At 63.5% G+C, this 12,417-nt stretch carries 18 protein-coding genes and 2 tRNA genes; 6 read left to right on the forward strand and 14 right to left on the reverse strand.

The features are described 5' to 3' along the window. Positions 1 to 12: 12 nt before the first annotated feature. Together CAER_RS0119670 and CAER_RS0119675 are read left to right on the forward strand one after the other, a co-directional pair. Complete coding sequence (locus tag CAER_RS0119670) at positions 13 to 483, forward strand: YHS domain-containing (seleno)protein (protein ID WP_027236973.1); 471 nt, start codon at positions 13 to 15, stop codon at positions 481 to 483. A 206-nt stretch (positions 484 to 689) separates the two neighbouring features. Next, positions 690 to 1,160 (forward strand): CoA-binding protein, encoded by a 471-nt coding sequence (locus CAER_RS0119675; RefSeq protein WP_027236974.1) that lies wholly within the window; start codon positions 690 to 692, stop codon positions 1,158 to 1,160. Between the two features lie 123 nt (positions 1,161 to 1,283). Here the strand turns inward: CAER_RS0119675 and CAER_RS0119680 are convergent, their stop codons facing one another. After that, positions 1,284 to 1,601, reverse strand: coding sequence for a phosphoribosyl-ATP diphosphatase (locus CAER_RS0119680; RefSeq protein WP_027236975.1), 318 nt, complete (start codon positions 1,599 to 1,601; stop codon positions 1,284 to 1,286). 10 nt (positions 1,602 to 1,611) lie between these two features. Beyond that, a complete protein-coding gene (hisF, locus tag CAER_RS0119685) occupies positions 1,612 to 2,373 on the reverse strand; it encodes an imidazole glycerol phosphate synthase subunit HisF (protein ID WP_027236976.1) in 762 nt (253 codons plus the stop codon). 211 nt (positions 2,374 to 2,584) lie between these two features. On the opposite strand from hisF, the gene CAER_RS0119690 reads away from it, so the two are divergent. Continuing rightward, positions 2,585 to 3,031, forward strand: coding sequence for a DUF302 domain-containing protein (locus CAER_RS0119690; RefSeq protein WP_027236977.1), 447 nt, complete (start codon positions 2,585 to 2,587; stop codon positions 3,029 to 3,031). A 2-nt stretch (positions 3,032 to 3,033) separates the two neighbouring features. Here CAER_RS0119690 and CAER_RS0119695 read toward each other — a convergent pair whose 3' ends face one another. Then, a complete protein-coding gene (locus CAER_RS0119695; RefSeq protein ID WP_027236978.1) occupies positions 3,034 to 3,321 on the reverse strand; it encodes a hypothetical protein in 288 nt (95 codons plus the stop codon). Positions 3,322 to 3,347: 26 nt separating this feature from the next. Beyond that, a complete protein-coding gene (gene hisA, locus CAER_RS0119700; RefSeq protein ID WP_027236979.1) occupies positions 3,348 to 4,070 on the reverse strand; it encodes a 1-(5-phosphoribosyl)-5-[(5-phosphoribosylamino)methylideneamino]imidazole-4-carboxamide isomerase in 723 nt (240 codons plus the stop codon). A gap of 135 nt (positions 4,071 to 4,205) precedes the next feature. Between hisA and CAER_RS0119705 the strand changes: the two genes are divergently transcribed. Further along, entirely contained in the window at positions 4,206 to 4,592 is a 387-nt protein-coding gene (locus CAER_RS0119705; protein ID WP_027236980.1) for a DUF2147 domain-containing protein, read from the forward strand. Positions 4,593 to 4,610: 18 nt separating this feature from the next. Here CAER_RS0119705 and CAER_RS0119710 read toward each other — a convergent pair whose 3' ends face one another. Beyond that, positions 4,611 to 4,862: a WGR domain-containing protein gene (locus tag CAER_RS0119710; RefSeq protein ID WP_027236981.1), complete on the reverse strand. Its 252-nt coding sequence runs from the start codon at positions 4,860 to 4,862 to the stop codon at positions 4,611 to 4,613. Positions 4,863 to 4,969: 107 nt separating this feature from the next. After that, positions 4,970 to 5,506, reverse strand: a complete 537-nt coding sequence (locus tag CAER_RS0119715) for a peroxiredoxin-like family protein (RefSeq protein WP_027236982.1) — start codon at positions 5,504 to 5,506, stop codon at positions 4,970 to 4,972. Between the two features lie 117 nt (positions 5,507 to 5,623). Here CAER_RS0119715 and CAER_RS0119720 point away from each other — a divergent pair, with 117 nt between their 5' ends. Beyond that, a complete protein-coding gene (locus CAER_RS0119720) occupies positions 5,624 to 6,355 on the forward strand; it encodes an AraC family transcriptional regulator (protein WP_027236983.1) in 732 nt (243 codons plus the stop codon). Between the two features lie 66 nt (positions 6,356 to 6,421). Here the strand turns inward: CAER_RS0119720 and hisH are convergent, their stop codons facing one another. Then, the gene (gene hisH, locus CAER_RS0119725; RefSeq protein ID WP_027236984.1) at positions 6,422 to 7,060 is read right to left on the reverse strand and encodes an imidazole glycerol phosphate synthase subunit HisH; all 639 of its coding nucleotides are present in this window, start codon (positions 7,058 to 7,060) and stop codon (positions 6,422 to 6,424) included. 1 nt (position 7,061) lies between these two features. Beyond that, the gene (hisB, locus tag CAER_RS0119730; RefSeq protein ID WP_027236985.1) at positions 7,062 to 7,649 is read right to left on the reverse strand and encodes an imidazoleglycerol-phosphate dehydratase HisB; all 588 of its coding nucleotides are present in this window, start codon (positions 7,647 to 7,649) and stop codon (positions 7,062 to 7,064) included. 203 nt (positions 7,650 to 7,852) lie between these two features. Here hisB and CAER_RS0119735 point away from each other — a divergent pair, with 203 nt between their 5' ends. Further along, positions 7,853 to 8,092 (forward strand): Lrp/AsnC family transcriptional regulator, encoded by a 240-nt coding sequence (locus CAER_RS0119735; protein WP_027236986.1) that lies wholly within the window; start codon positions 7,853 to 7,855, stop codon positions 8,090 to 8,092. 74 nt (positions 8,093 to 8,166) lie between these two features. On the opposite strand, the gene CAER_RS0119740 is transcribed toward CAER_RS0119735, so the two are convergent. From CAER_RS0119740 to CAER_RS0119765, 6 genes are all read right to left on the reverse strand, one after another. Continuing rightward, on the reverse strand, positions 8,167 to 9,519 hold the full coding sequence (locus tag CAER_RS0119740) for an aminotransferase (RefSeq protein ID WP_027236987.1): 1,353 nt from the start codon (positions 9,517 to 9,519) through the stop codon (positions 8,167 to 8,169). 153 nt (positions 9,520 to 9,672) lie between these two features. After that, a tRNA-Gly gene (locus tag CAER_RS0119745) sits at positions 9,673 to 9,747 on the reverse strand. A 144-nt stretch (positions 9,748 to 9,891) separates the two neighbouring features. Beyond that, a tRNA-Gly gene (locus tag CAER_RS0119750) sits at positions 9,892 to 9,966 on the reverse strand. A 90-nt stretch (positions 9,967 to 10,056) separates the two neighbouring features. Then, complete coding sequence (locus CAER_RS0119755) at positions 10,057 to 10,470, reverse strand: very short patch repair endonuclease (RefSeq protein WP_027236988.1); 414 nt, start codon at positions 10,468 to 10,470, stop codon at positions 10,057 to 10,059. Then, positions 10,455 to 11,357: a NaeI family type II restriction endonuclease gene (locus tag CAER_RS0119760; protein ID WP_027236989.1), complete on the reverse strand. Its 903-nt coding sequence runs from the start codon at positions 11,355 to 11,357 to the stop codon at positions 10,455 to 10,457. Before CAER_RS0119760 ends, CAER_RS0119755 begins: the two co-directional genes overlap by 16 nt. 63 nt (positions 11,358 to 11,420) lie before the next feature. Further along, complete coding sequence (locus CAER_RS0119765; RefSeq protein WP_027236990.1) at positions 11,421 to 12,380, reverse strand: DNA cytosine methyltransferase; 960 nt, start codon at positions 12,378 to 12,380, stop codon at positions 11,421 to 11,423. Positions 12,381 to 12,417 lie beyond the last annotated feature (37 nt).

Below are 12,417 nucleotides of genomic sequence, written 5' to 3' on the forward strand. Positions count from 1 at the left end.
GACTGTATGTGAATGGAGAAAAACGTGGCTCTGCGCCTGCTGGTTATGGCTGTTGCGGCGATGTTTCTATCGCTCCCCGGTTCGCTCCGGGCGGATGGGGCGGAGTCGGCTGTGTTCTCCTCTCGCGCAGGGGTCGCTATTGGCGGCTATGATCCGGTCGCGTTTTTCGAACAAGGCATCGCCGAGCCCGGGCGGCGCGGCAATGCGGTGATGTGGAAGGGGGTCGTGTGGCGCTTTGCCTCGGCCCGTAACCAGGCCCGTTTCGAAGCCAACCCGCGCGCCTATGCGCCGGCCTTTGGCGGGTATTGCGCCTTTGCAATGTCCCAGGGCAGGCTGCTGGACGGCGACCCGCAGCTCTGGGCGATCGTGGACGGCGAGCTGTACTTGCTTAATAATCCACAGGCCCACGGAGCCTGGGCCGCCCGCCGTGGTGAGTTGATTGCCCAGGCGCAGCTGCACTGGCCGGTGATTCTCCGCAAATAGCCCGTCACCTCACGTTTTCGCGAGGGGGGCTTTTATTTTTCTGACTGTGACCCATATTCAATACAGACTGCGGAGTGGAACCACCGCAGATCTTTTTCACTGTCCCTCGTTCCATACCTAGCGCCCGGTTCATCCGGGCGCTTTTTTATTTGGACGGCGGCGAATCCGGCTTTGCGCCGGTGCACCGCAAGGCTAGGGTGCGCGGCATGGAAAACTACAGCGACGAGCATCTGAAAAAGGTCCTGCAGCGCACCAAGGTGGTGGCTGTGGTCGGGGTTTCGATGAACCCGGTGCGGCCCAGCTATTACGTGGCGCGCTACTTGGGCCTGAAGGGCTACCGGGTGATCCCGGTGAACCCGGGCCATGCCGGCAAGCGGCTGTTCGGCGAGACGGTGCGCGCAGGCCTGTCTGAGATAGATGCGCCGGTTGATATGGTCGACATCTTCCGCCGCTCCGAGGCGGTGCCGCCGATTGTGGACGAGGCGCTGGAGGCGTTTCCGAAGCTGCAGACCATCTGGATGCAGATCGGAGTCGCGCACGCAGAGGCCGCCGCCAGGGCTGAGGCGCGCGGCGTCACCGTGATCCAGAACCGTTGCCCCAAGATCGAATACCAGCGCCTGTTCGGCGAGCTGCGCATGGGCGGCTTTGCCACCGGAATCATTTCCTCGAAACTGTGACGCCTGCGGCAGGGCAGGGCGCTCCCGCCCGCTCCAGCCGTCCTGCAGGACGGCCGTCACGGTTGGGCCCGGCGCCGCTGCGCCTCCCGTGACCCGCATCCAGAGGCGCAGCCCTGCTTAGGATCAGCCCTTGGGGCGCCCGGCCTTCTCGGCAATGCCGCTGAGGCCCTGGCGTTCCGCCAGCACCTGCAGCACATCGTCCAGCGCCACGTCGCGGGCGGCTAGCATCACCAGGAAATGATAGAGCACGTCGGCCCCTTCGGACGCGAGCTTGGCCTTGTCATTCTTCACCGCCTCAATGATGGCCTCAATGGCCTCCTCGCCGAATTTCTCGGCGCATTTTTCCGGTCCTTTGGCCAGCAGCTTGGCGGTCCAGCTGGTGTCCGGATCAGCGCCCTTGCGGGACAGGATGGTGGCTTCAAGATCGTGCAGCAGGCTCATCGCATGCCCCTCAGTTCAGCCGCATCGGGATGCCGGCGGCGGCCATGTGTTCCTTGGCTTCCTGGATGGTGTATTCGCCGAAGTGAAAGATCGAGGCCGCCAGAACCGCGCTTGCGCCACCCTTGGTCACGCCCTCCACCAGGTGATCCAGATTGCCGACACCGCCCGAGGCGATCACCGGCACGTCCACGGCATCGGAAATCGCCTTGGTCAGCGGCAGGTTGAAACCGGATTTGGTGCCGTCGCGGTCCATAGACGTCAGCAGGATTTCCCCCGCGCCCTTGGCCGTGACCAGCTTGGCAAATTCCACGGCGTCAATGCCTGTGGGCTTGCGCCCGCCGTGGGTGAAGATTTCCCAGCGGCCCGGCTCAACCGTTTTGGCGTCGATGGCGCAGACAATGCACTGGCTGCCGAACTGATCCGCGGCCTCGGCAATCACGTCCGGGTTGGCCACGGCGGCCGAGTTGAAGGAGACCTTGTCGGCGCCTGCCAGCAGAAGCGCCCGCACGTCATCCTTGGTCCGGACCCCGCCGCCCACCGTCAGCGGCACAAAGCACTGCTCAGCGGTGCGCTGCACCACATCGAACATGGTGCCGCGGTTTTCATGGGTCGCGTGAATATCGAGGAAACAGATCTCATCCGCGCCGGCCGCATCATAGGCCTTGGCCGATTCCACCGGGTCGCCCGCATCGCGCAGGCCGACAAAGTTGACGCCCTTGACCACGCGCCCGTCGGCGACGTCGAGACAGGGAATGATACGGGTCTTCAGCATGATGCCGTCCATTTCAAACTGCTTGGCCCCGTGGGTACGCAATGCCTGCGGCAAGCGCAACAAATATGGCAGCGGCTGCGCGATTTGGTCCGGGACGCGGGTGCGATCCGCGCGAAACCGCCGGAACCGAGCAGTCTCGCAGTTGTGAATTGCCTGGCCGGAGCGGTTGCCCCGATCATGATCAGATGTCCCTGAATTTGGAGCAGCTGTTATGACAAAGAGCATTTTCCTCGCCGGAGCCATCGCCCTCGCCACCGCACTGCCGGCTGCCGCGGAACTGGTGACCGTGCAAAGCCAGAAATCCGTTGGTGAGACCATCGACGCGCTTCAGGCCGCGGTTGAAAACGCAGGCGCCACCGTCTTTGCGCGTGTGGACCATGCCGCAGGCGCGCAAAACGCGGCGCTGGAGCTGAATCCGTCCCAGTTGCTGATCTTCGGCAACCCCAAGCTGGGCACTCCGGCGATGCAGGCAGACATGCGGGCGGGGCTCTACCTGCCGCTCAAGGTGCTGGCGTATGAGGATGGGGACGGCCAGGTCTGGCTGACTTATCAGGATCCAGGTGAAATGCTCTCTGGCCTCGATATCCCGGCTGATGCGGCGTTTATCGCCAAGATGCAGGGCGCCCTGGGTAAGCTGACCGCAAAAGCAGCCGAGTAGGCTTAGCGCCGCGCTGCCAGATAGCGTGACAGCGCAATTGCCAGCCCCCACAGCAGCCCGGCCCCCATGGAGACCGGGCCAAAGATCAGCGGCCCCCAGGCGGCAAGGACCCCCAGGGTATAGGCCGCCTCTCCCAAGTCGCGGCCCAGCACCACGCAGGGGTTGGCAAAGCCTTCGTGGATTTCGCAATCAAAGCCAAACCCCAGCAGCATCACCGCGGCAATGCACAGCAGCCACAGGACGATGGGCCCTATAGTCAGTGTCGCGAGGAGTCTGCGGACAAGGCGCATGAGGTTTCCAATTGCCGGGCGCGACGTCAGGCCTTCAGAACCGCCAGCGCCTCATTCAGGTCTATGGCCCCATCATAGAGCGCCCGGCCAGAAATCGCGCCATTAAGCGGCGCGCCGCAGGATTTCAGCGCCCTGAGGTCGTCCAGAGAGGACACGCCGCCAGAGGCAATCACAGGGATGCTGACCGCATTGGCCAGATCAGCGGTGGCCTCCACATTCGGACCCTTCATCGCGCCATCGCGCAGAATGTCGGTATAGATGATCGCGGCAACGCCCGCGTCCTCAAACGACTTGGCGAGGTCGGTGACCATCACGTCGGTCTCCTCGGCCCAGCCCTTGGTGGCAACCTTGCCATTGCGGGCGTCGATGCCGACCGCGACCTTGCCGGGGAATTCCCGCGCCGCCTCGCGCACCAGGTCCGGGTTCTCCACCGCCACGGTGCCCAGGATGACCCGCGCCAGACCCTTGCCGATCCAGCGCTCGATGGTGGCCATGTCGCGGATGCCGCCGCCCAGCTGCGCGGGCACCTTGGTCTGCTTCAGGATCTCCTCAACCGGGGCCGCGTTCACCGGCTCGCCGGCAAAGGCACCGTTGAGGTCCACCAGATGCAGCCACTCGCAGCCCGCCTCGACGAACTCCAGCGCCTGCGCAGCGGGGTTGTCGTTGAACACGGTGGTCTTGTCCATCTCGCCATGCAGCAGGCGCACGGCCTGGCCGTCTTTGAGGTCAATCGCGGGGTAGAGGATCATCCGGGCGGTCCTTCGTGAAATCAAGCTGGCGGTGTTTTGCACAACGTAAGGGCAGATTGCAACGCGACCCGAAGTCAACCTTGCCTCAAACGCCGCATCAGGGACAGGCTGCCTGAAAAACAGGGAGGAAATGGAATGAAACATCTATTGGCAGGTATGGCCTTGGCTCTGGGTTTGGCAGGGGCCGCTGCGGCGGATCCGGTTCTCGGTGTCTGGAAAACGGAACCCGATGACGGCTCCTACGCCCATATCCAGATGGCGAAATGCGGCGCCGCGGTCTGCGGCAAGATTGCCCGCACCTTCAACAGCGGGGGCGAATACAAGTCCCCGAACCTCGGCAAGACTCTGGTGATCGACATGGTGCCGAACGGCGATGGCTCATACGAGGGCAAGGTCTGGCGGCCGTCCAACGACAAGATTTACATCGGCAAGATGGCAGTGACGGGCAACAGACTTGCCTTGCGCGGCTGCGTGGCGGGCGGGCTGATCTGCTCCAAGCAGACCTGGACCCGGATCAAGTGAACCGCTGAGGGGCTGTCTTTACAGCAGCCCCAGCTGCACCGGGATCGGCGCATAGCCGCGCTTCAGCTGCCGGTCCCGGAACCCTTCAAAAATCGCCAGCGCCTCTGCGTGACCGGCGAAATAGGTCCGCTTCTGCGCCCCGCCCGGCGCGTTCAGCGGCCCCGAGACACGCTCAACGCACCAGTCGCCGAACAGCGTCGGCGTCAGGCTCAGCAGGCAATAGCGGTGCTTGCCTTCGGTGTGGTCGTATTTCTCGAAACGGATGTGCAAGGAGGGGGCCGCAGTGACAAAAGGTCCGCCCCGTATGCCTCGAAGCGGACCGCTTGTCTATTGCTCAAACAGGTGAATTGTACCGGCCCCCGCGGCAGTTGCGGTGCTTACACCTCGCCGGTGTATTCGCCGCGCGCCGGGTAGTTGTTGGGGATCGCGAAATCCAGCGCCGCCACCAGTTCCGCGAAATGCGGGCGCACAAACGGCATGGTCTGGACTGAGCCGTAGTACAGCGTCTGCTCCGGCGTCACCATGAACAGGCCGGGTTCCGCAAACAGGTCCGGTTCCTCGATTCCGATCGAGGTCTTGCCGCGCGAGGTGGAGATATAGAGCCCCCAGTCGCGTGCCTCGGACAGCGGCAGGTCATAGCCGAACCGCAGCTCCTTGGCCTCGATCTTGTCCGCCATGGCGCGGGCGCGCTCCTCGCCGTCGGTGCTGATGGCGATGCAGTTGACGCCTCGCTCGGCAAAATCCGGAACCTTCCTTTCGAACTCCTTCAAGTAGGTCGCGCAGATCGGGCAGTGCAGCCCGCGGTAAAAGCAGATCACTGTGCCTCGTTCGGCAGTCTCAGAGGACAGGTCGAACCGGCCGTGGTCCAGCGTCGGCAGGGACAGGTCCGGGGTTTTCTGGCGGGGAATCAGCATGGGCAGGGTCCTTGTGAACGGTGTGAGTGGTGGTGCGTGAGTGGTGGTCTTGTTCAAAGGTATCGCGCAGTTTAAGGTCTCATAAATCCGAAAAACCTGATGGGAACACCGGAAGTCATGGACCGCCTCACCACCTTGATGGACCGATTCCAGCTCGCAGTACAGGCCGCGGCGCCGGGGGAGGCCAATCTGGCCGCGGTGGCTGACGGCACCGGCGCGCCGGTGCGCATCCTCTACTGCACCAAAGCGGCGCTGGAGGGGCTGGACCCTGGCACGGTCATGTGGTCCGCGCGGGTGGAGTGGTCCGGGCAGAGCAACCCGTTTCTGGCCGCCTTGCCGCCGATGGTGGAGTACGGCGTCGCCGGAAACCCCGAGGCGCAGGGCCTGGTGCGGCTGATGCAGGAGGAAACAGAGGGCCAGCACTGCGGCGCGCAGTCGGTGATCAACCGGCTGGGCGAGGTTCTGATGGTGCGCCTGCTGCGCAACCAGATCCGGAAAGGCGCGACTGAGCCGGGACTGCTGGCCGGTCTCGCGGATCCGCGCCTCAGCCGGGCCATCGTGGCGATGCATGATCATCCCGGCCGCCTTTGGACCAACGCCGATCTGGCGCAGGAGGCGGGATTGTCGCTCTCACGCTTTGCGGAGCTGTTCGCGGCGGAAGTGGGCGAAACCCCGATGGGCTACCTGCGCCGCTGGCGCCTGATCCTGGCGCATCAGGACCTCGTGCGCGGCGACCGGGTGGAGGCTGTGGCGCGCCGCTACGCCTACGCCAGCCCCGAAGGCTTCACCCGCGCCTTCCGCAAGGCGTACGGCGTCGCGCCGGTCTCCTTGCGAACCGCTGCTGCTTGAACGCCGCAGCTTTCATCTTTCCCAAAGTACTCCCGCCGGAGGCCACGGCGCGCCAGCGCCGTCCCCTTAGGGTTTCCAGGTCAGGAAATTGCCGATCATCCGCAATCCGGTGGCCTGGCTTTTCTCCGGGTGGAACTGCATGCCGACCATCGTGTCCCGGCCGATCACTGCGGTCACGTCGCCGGCATAATCCACATGCGCCAGCCGCTCCGCCGGGCTGGCCACTCGGAAGTGGTAGGAATGCACGAAATACACGTGATCGCCGCTTTCAATCCCGTCAAACACCGGGTGCGCATGGTCGATCACCAGGTCGTTCCACCCCATGTGCGGCACCTTCAGGGCCGGGTCGGCGGGCGTGATTTTCACCACATCGCCGCCGATCCAGCCCAGGCCCGGAGTGTCCTGATACTCGTGCCCGGTGGTCGCCATCAGCTGCATGCCGACGCAGATTCCCAGGAAGGGCCGGCCCTTCTGCTCCACCGCTTCGACCATAGCATCATAAATGCCCTTGTGGCCGCGCAGCTCTGCCGCGCAGGCCGGAAAGGCGCCGTCGCCCGGCAGCACCAGCCGGTCGGCGCGTGCCACAACATCGGCGTCAGACGTCACCACAACCTCTCCCGCATCCATCTCCCGCGCCATGCGCTGGAACGCCTTTTCAGCGGAGTGCAGGTTGCCGGATTCGTAATCGATAATCGCGGTCAGCATGTCAGAGCGCACCTTTGGTGGACGGAATCGCATCCGCCTTGCGCGGATCGGTCTCCACCGCCAGCCGCAGCGCGCGGGCCACTGCTTTGAACGCCGCTTCGGCAATATGGTGGCTGTTGAACCCGTGCAGCTGGTCAATGTGCAGGGTAATGCCGCCATGGGTGCTGAGCGCCTGGAAGAACTCGCGCACCAGTTCGGTGTCGAATGCGCCGATCTTCTGGGTGGGCAGCTCCACATTCCAGATCAGGAAGGGGCGCGCCGAAAGATCCAGCGCGCAGCGCACCTGGGCGTCATCCATCGGCAGATGGCACTCGCCGTAACGGCGGATGCCCTTCTTGTCTCCCAGCGCCTGCACCAGCGCCTGACCCAGCGCAATGCCGGTGTCCTCCACCGTGTGGTGGTCGTCGATGTGGTAATCGCCCTTGGCGCGGATGGTCATGTCGATCAGCGAATGGCGCGCCAGCTGGTCCAGCATGTGATCAAAGAAGCCGACGCCGGTCTGGTTGTCATAAACCCCGGTGCCGTCGAGGTTGATCTCGACCGAAATATCGGTTTCCGCGGTCTTGCGGGTCACTTTGGCGGTACGCATCAGCGGCTTATCCTTCGTCATGCTGCCAGAACTTTAATTCTGCCTGGGCGCTTATAGGGCGGGCAGGGGGCACGGCTCAAGTGCGGCATTGTGCATGGGGGGCAATCTGTTGCGGCAATCCCGGCCTTTTCCCGGTCTCTTGCGCCCGGATGCGCCGCATGCGAGCTTGGGCGCAAATCCGTGACCATTCAAAAGGGCCGACCATGTCCACCTGCGTCTTTGTCCAGATCCGCTGCAAGCCCGGCACCACCTACAAGGTGGCCGAGGAGATTGCGCTGCGGGAAATCCATTCGGAACTCTACTCCACCAGCGGCAACTTCGACCTCTTGATGAAGCTCTACATTCCCAGTGGCGAAGATGTGGGCAAATACATCAACGACCAGCTGCTGCAGATCGAGGGGATTGAACGCTCGCTCACCACCATGACCTACAAGGTCTTCTAAGAGACCCGGGGCGCAAGCGCCCAACAGTAAAACGCCCCGCAGTGCGGGGCGTTTTTTGTTTTCGGGGTAAAGGATCAGGCGGCAATCAGCCCCTTGTCCTGCAGTTCTGCATAGGCGGTATCGACGGCGGCTTTCATCCGGGCCAGCATGTCGTCCACCTCTGCCTTAGTGATGATCAGCGGCGGGCACAGCGCCAGCGCATTGCCGGCCACCGCCCGCAGGATCAGCCCGTTGTCCTGGCAGGCCTTCTGCGCAGCAGCCCCTGCGGCCCCCTTGTCAAAGCTTGCGCCGGTGGTCTTGTTCGACACCAGCTCCAGCGCCGCAATCAGCCCCTTGCCGCGCACCTCGCCGACCAGCGGGTGATCGGTGAAGATCCCGCGCAGCTGCGCCTGCATATAGGCGCCCACCTCGGCGGCATGCTCAAACAAGTTGTCACGCTCATAAATCTCCAGCGTCTTCAGCGCCGCGGCGCAGGCCGCCGGGTGGCCGGAGTAGGTATAACCATGTCCGAACACGCCAACCTCGTTGGTCTGCGCAATCATCGCCTCATACATCCAGCCCGGAATGACCGACGCCGAGATCGGGAAATAGGCCGAGGAGAGCTGCTTGGCGAAGGTCATCAAATCCGGCTTGATGCCCATGGTGGTGCAGCCGAAATCGGCCCCGGTGCGCCCGAAGCCGCAGATCACCTCATCGGCCCAAACCAGGATGCCATGCTTGCGCAGCAGCGCCTGCAGCTTCTCGTAATATCCCTCCGGCGGCACGATCACGCCCGATGCGCCGGTGATCGGCTCCACGATCATCGCGGCGATGGTGTCAGGGTCTTCGGCCAGGATCTGTTCTTCCAGATTGCTGATGATCCGGTCGACAAACTGCTCCTCGGTCTCGTTGCCCTGACGGCCTGTGTAATAATGCGGCGCGTCCGAGCGCAGGATATGCAACGCCTCCAGCGGCGCGTCGAAATGCGCCAGATTCGCGGGCAGGGAGGTCAGCGAACCGGCGGCGACGGTGACCCCGTGATAGCCGCGCTCGCGGGTGATGATCTTGCGCTTCTCCGGCTTGCCGATGGCGTTGAAGTAATAGCGCAGCATCTTGTAATGGGTGTCATTGGCATCCGAGCCGGAGTTGCCGAAGAAGATATAGGCATCCTCCACCGGCACCATTGCCTTCAGCTTCTCAGCCAGCTCCATGACCGGCTTGTGGGTCTTGCCGCCAAAGGTGTGGGTGAACGGCAGTTTGTGCAGCTGCTCTGTGATCGCATCCATCACCTCGGTGTTGCTGTAACCCAGCGAGGTGCACCACAGGCCCGCCAGCCCTTCGATGTATTTGTTGCCGTCCGTGTCATAGACATAGATGCCGTCGCCGCGGTCCAGGCACAGTTGCTCGGTCGCGGTGAAATTGGTGGTGGGATAGATGACAGGGGCCATGGCCAAACTCCTCCGGTGAACCGCCCTTGGGGCACATTTGAGGGAAGCTTTGGCGTGTTTTGGCACGCGCGTCAAAAGGAATTTGATCAAATTTCACCGGCAAGGCTGAAAAAGCGAAAGGCCGCCCCGAAGGGCGGCCTGTCCGGTTCCGGATGGAGCGGGCGATGAGATTCGAACTCACGACCCTTACCTTGGCAAGGTAATGCTCTACCCCTGAGCTACGCCCGCGCTGCCATCTGGTGAGGCGGTGAATAGGAAATCCGGCAGGCGGCTGCAAGCGGAAAATGACAGGGCCATGAAGAAAATGCCGCCGCTGCCGCCGGGCCAAAAAGCGAAAGGCCGCCCCAAAGGACGGCCTTTTCGGCTTTCGAATGGAGCGGGCGATGAGATTCGAACTCACGACCCTTACCTTGGCAAGGTAATGCTCTACCCCTGAGCTACGCCCGCGCTGCCATTCGGTGAGCCGGTGTTTAGGGTTTTCCAAAACGGGCTGCAAGAAGAAATTTTCAAAACGCTGCAAGTAATTGTGGATAATCACTATTCTCCGGTTCTGAGGAAGCCCGCGAGGCGGGTTTCCAGGGCTTCAAGGTCCTTGGTTTCGCATTCCCAGACCGTCAGCACCTGCCAGCCCGCGGCCAGCAGGGCCGCCTCTTGCTCTGCGTCGCGTTCGGCATTGCGGCGCAGCTTGGGCTCCCAGTAATCGCGGCGGCTGGACGGAATGCGCCCGTCGCGGCAGTCATGCAGATGCCAGAAGCAGCCGTGCACAAAAATCACCTTGCGGCGCGGTCCGAACACCAGGTCGGGCTTGCCCGGCAGGTCCTTGCGGTGCAGCCGGTAGCGGTAGCCCATGCCATGCACCATCCGCCGCACCAGCATTTCGGGCTTGGTGTGCTTGGCGCGGATCTTCGCCATATTGGCGCTGCGCCGCTCTGGTGTCAGGGTGTCGGCCATTCCACATGGTGCCTGGATTGTTCCACCATGCGCGTATGATAGCCGCTTTCGATCCGGCAGGAAATGAAGGCGCTGGGCGGGCAGGGCGGCAGCCCCAGCGCTTTGATCAGCTGGGCATCCTTCTGGCCTTCCAGCAGCACGATCTGCTCGCGCGCCAGAATATCGCGGGTGCCATGGCCGCCGTCGGCGCGGATGCGGCGCATGAAGTCCTTCTGCTGCGCCACCGCCTCCACCACGTCGCGGGGGACCGGGCAGCCCTGGATCAGCCGGAACAGCCGCGCCATCCGCTCGTTGCCGGTCTCTCCCGCAAAGATCTGCTCCACCGCCGCCTCATCCGCGGTGCGCCAGAAATTTGCGGGGTAGGGCTGATCCTTCAGCAGCCACAGAATGTGGCGGAACCCCTCGGCTGAAATGCTGCGCTTGGCATCCTTGTTCTGTCCGGCTGTCAGGTAGTCCGGCCGGGCGATGATCAGCCCCAGATAGCAGCGCGCCCGCACTTCATCCGCGGCGACCAGCAGGCAGGCGCAATCAACCGCCTCGGTCGGAATCATCCAGTTGCCGCCCATGGTGTGCTTGATGTCGACATCCTGGCCCAGGATTTCGGTGTCCAGCCGCCCCTTGCGCAGTTTCAGCAGCGCCCGCAGCTCAATCTCAACCCGGGTGCCGATATAAGTCTTTTCGGTCTTTTCCAGCTCTTCATAGGCGCGCCGCCCGGTCTTGGGCGTCATGATCACATCGTCGATGCATTGGCGCAGCATCTGCGGCACATCGTATTCCAGTGCCAAAGCCCCGCCCGCACGGGTGGTGATTTCTTCCGCCAGCGGAAAGAGGCGGCCGAAATCCGGATGCCCGGGCTGGACAAGGCTGTCGGGAAGCTTCTGTTTCATGCTGAACACCGCCTGGCCGGCAGGCCGGGCGCTGCCTTCAGCTTTGTTTCCAAAACGATTGGCTTACGCCCGCACGGCATGCAGCGCCGGTTTGGCAATTGCGGCCTTCAACTCCCGCGCCACCGCCTCAGCCACCGGCGGCGGGAAGGCGTTGCCGACTTGGCGGTAGGCGTTGGTCTTGGCGCCGGTGAAATGCCAAGCGTCCGGGAAGCCTTGAATGCGCGCAACCATCCGCACCGTGAGGCGCGGCATGTCGTTGTGGAACGGGTCCGGCGCCTCATTGGCGATGGTGCGCCCCTCAACCCCCAGGGCCGCCCAGGCGCGTCGCGCGCGGGTCGGGCCCAGATCCGGCCCGCCGTGTTTCTTGGAGCCGCCGACGATGGTCGGCGCAATCTCATCCGCCTTGGCCGCCCAGTCGTCCGCCCCGCGCCAGCCGCGTTCCTTCATCAGGTCGATCAGCGTGGCGCCCACGGTCGGCGGGTTGTGCGGCAGCGGCTCGGGCCAGTTGAACTGGCCGGCAAACTCCTTGCGCAAGGCCACAATCGCCACCCGCGGCCGCAGCTGCGGCACGCCAAAGTCGGAGGCGTTCAACAAGCGCCAGTCGGTCTCGTACCCCAGCTTTGACAGCTGCTTCTTCAGCTTCTCGCGGTAGTCATGGAAAACTGCATCCAGAAAGCCGCGCACGTTCTCGATCATCACGGCGCGGGGGCGGGTGGCGTCGACGATCTCGATCGCATCATCAAACAGATTGCGCTCGTCCTTCTCGCCCAGCTGCTTGCCAGCGACGGAAAACGGCGGGCAGGGCAGACCGCCTGCCAGCAGGTCGATACCTTTGTAATCGCCCGCAACGTCCTTGAACTTGCGCACGTCTTCTTCCAGCACGTTCCATGCGGGGCGGTTGTGGCGCAGGGTGGCGCAGCAATGCTTGTCGATCTCAACCAGCGCGGTGTGATCAAAGCCCGCCGCCTCGAGACCGAGGGCCTGGCCGCCCGCACCTGCGCATAGTTCAACCGATGTCAGCATTCTGCTCTGCCCGCCCGTTTCTGTTCTTGCTCTGTTC

The organism is Leisingera caerulea DSM 24564, from assembly GCF_000473325.1.
In the GTDB taxonomy this organism is placed as follows: domain Bacteria; phylum Pseudomonadota; class Alphaproteobacteria; order Rhodobacterales; family Rhodobacteraceae; genus Leisingera; species Leisingera caerulea.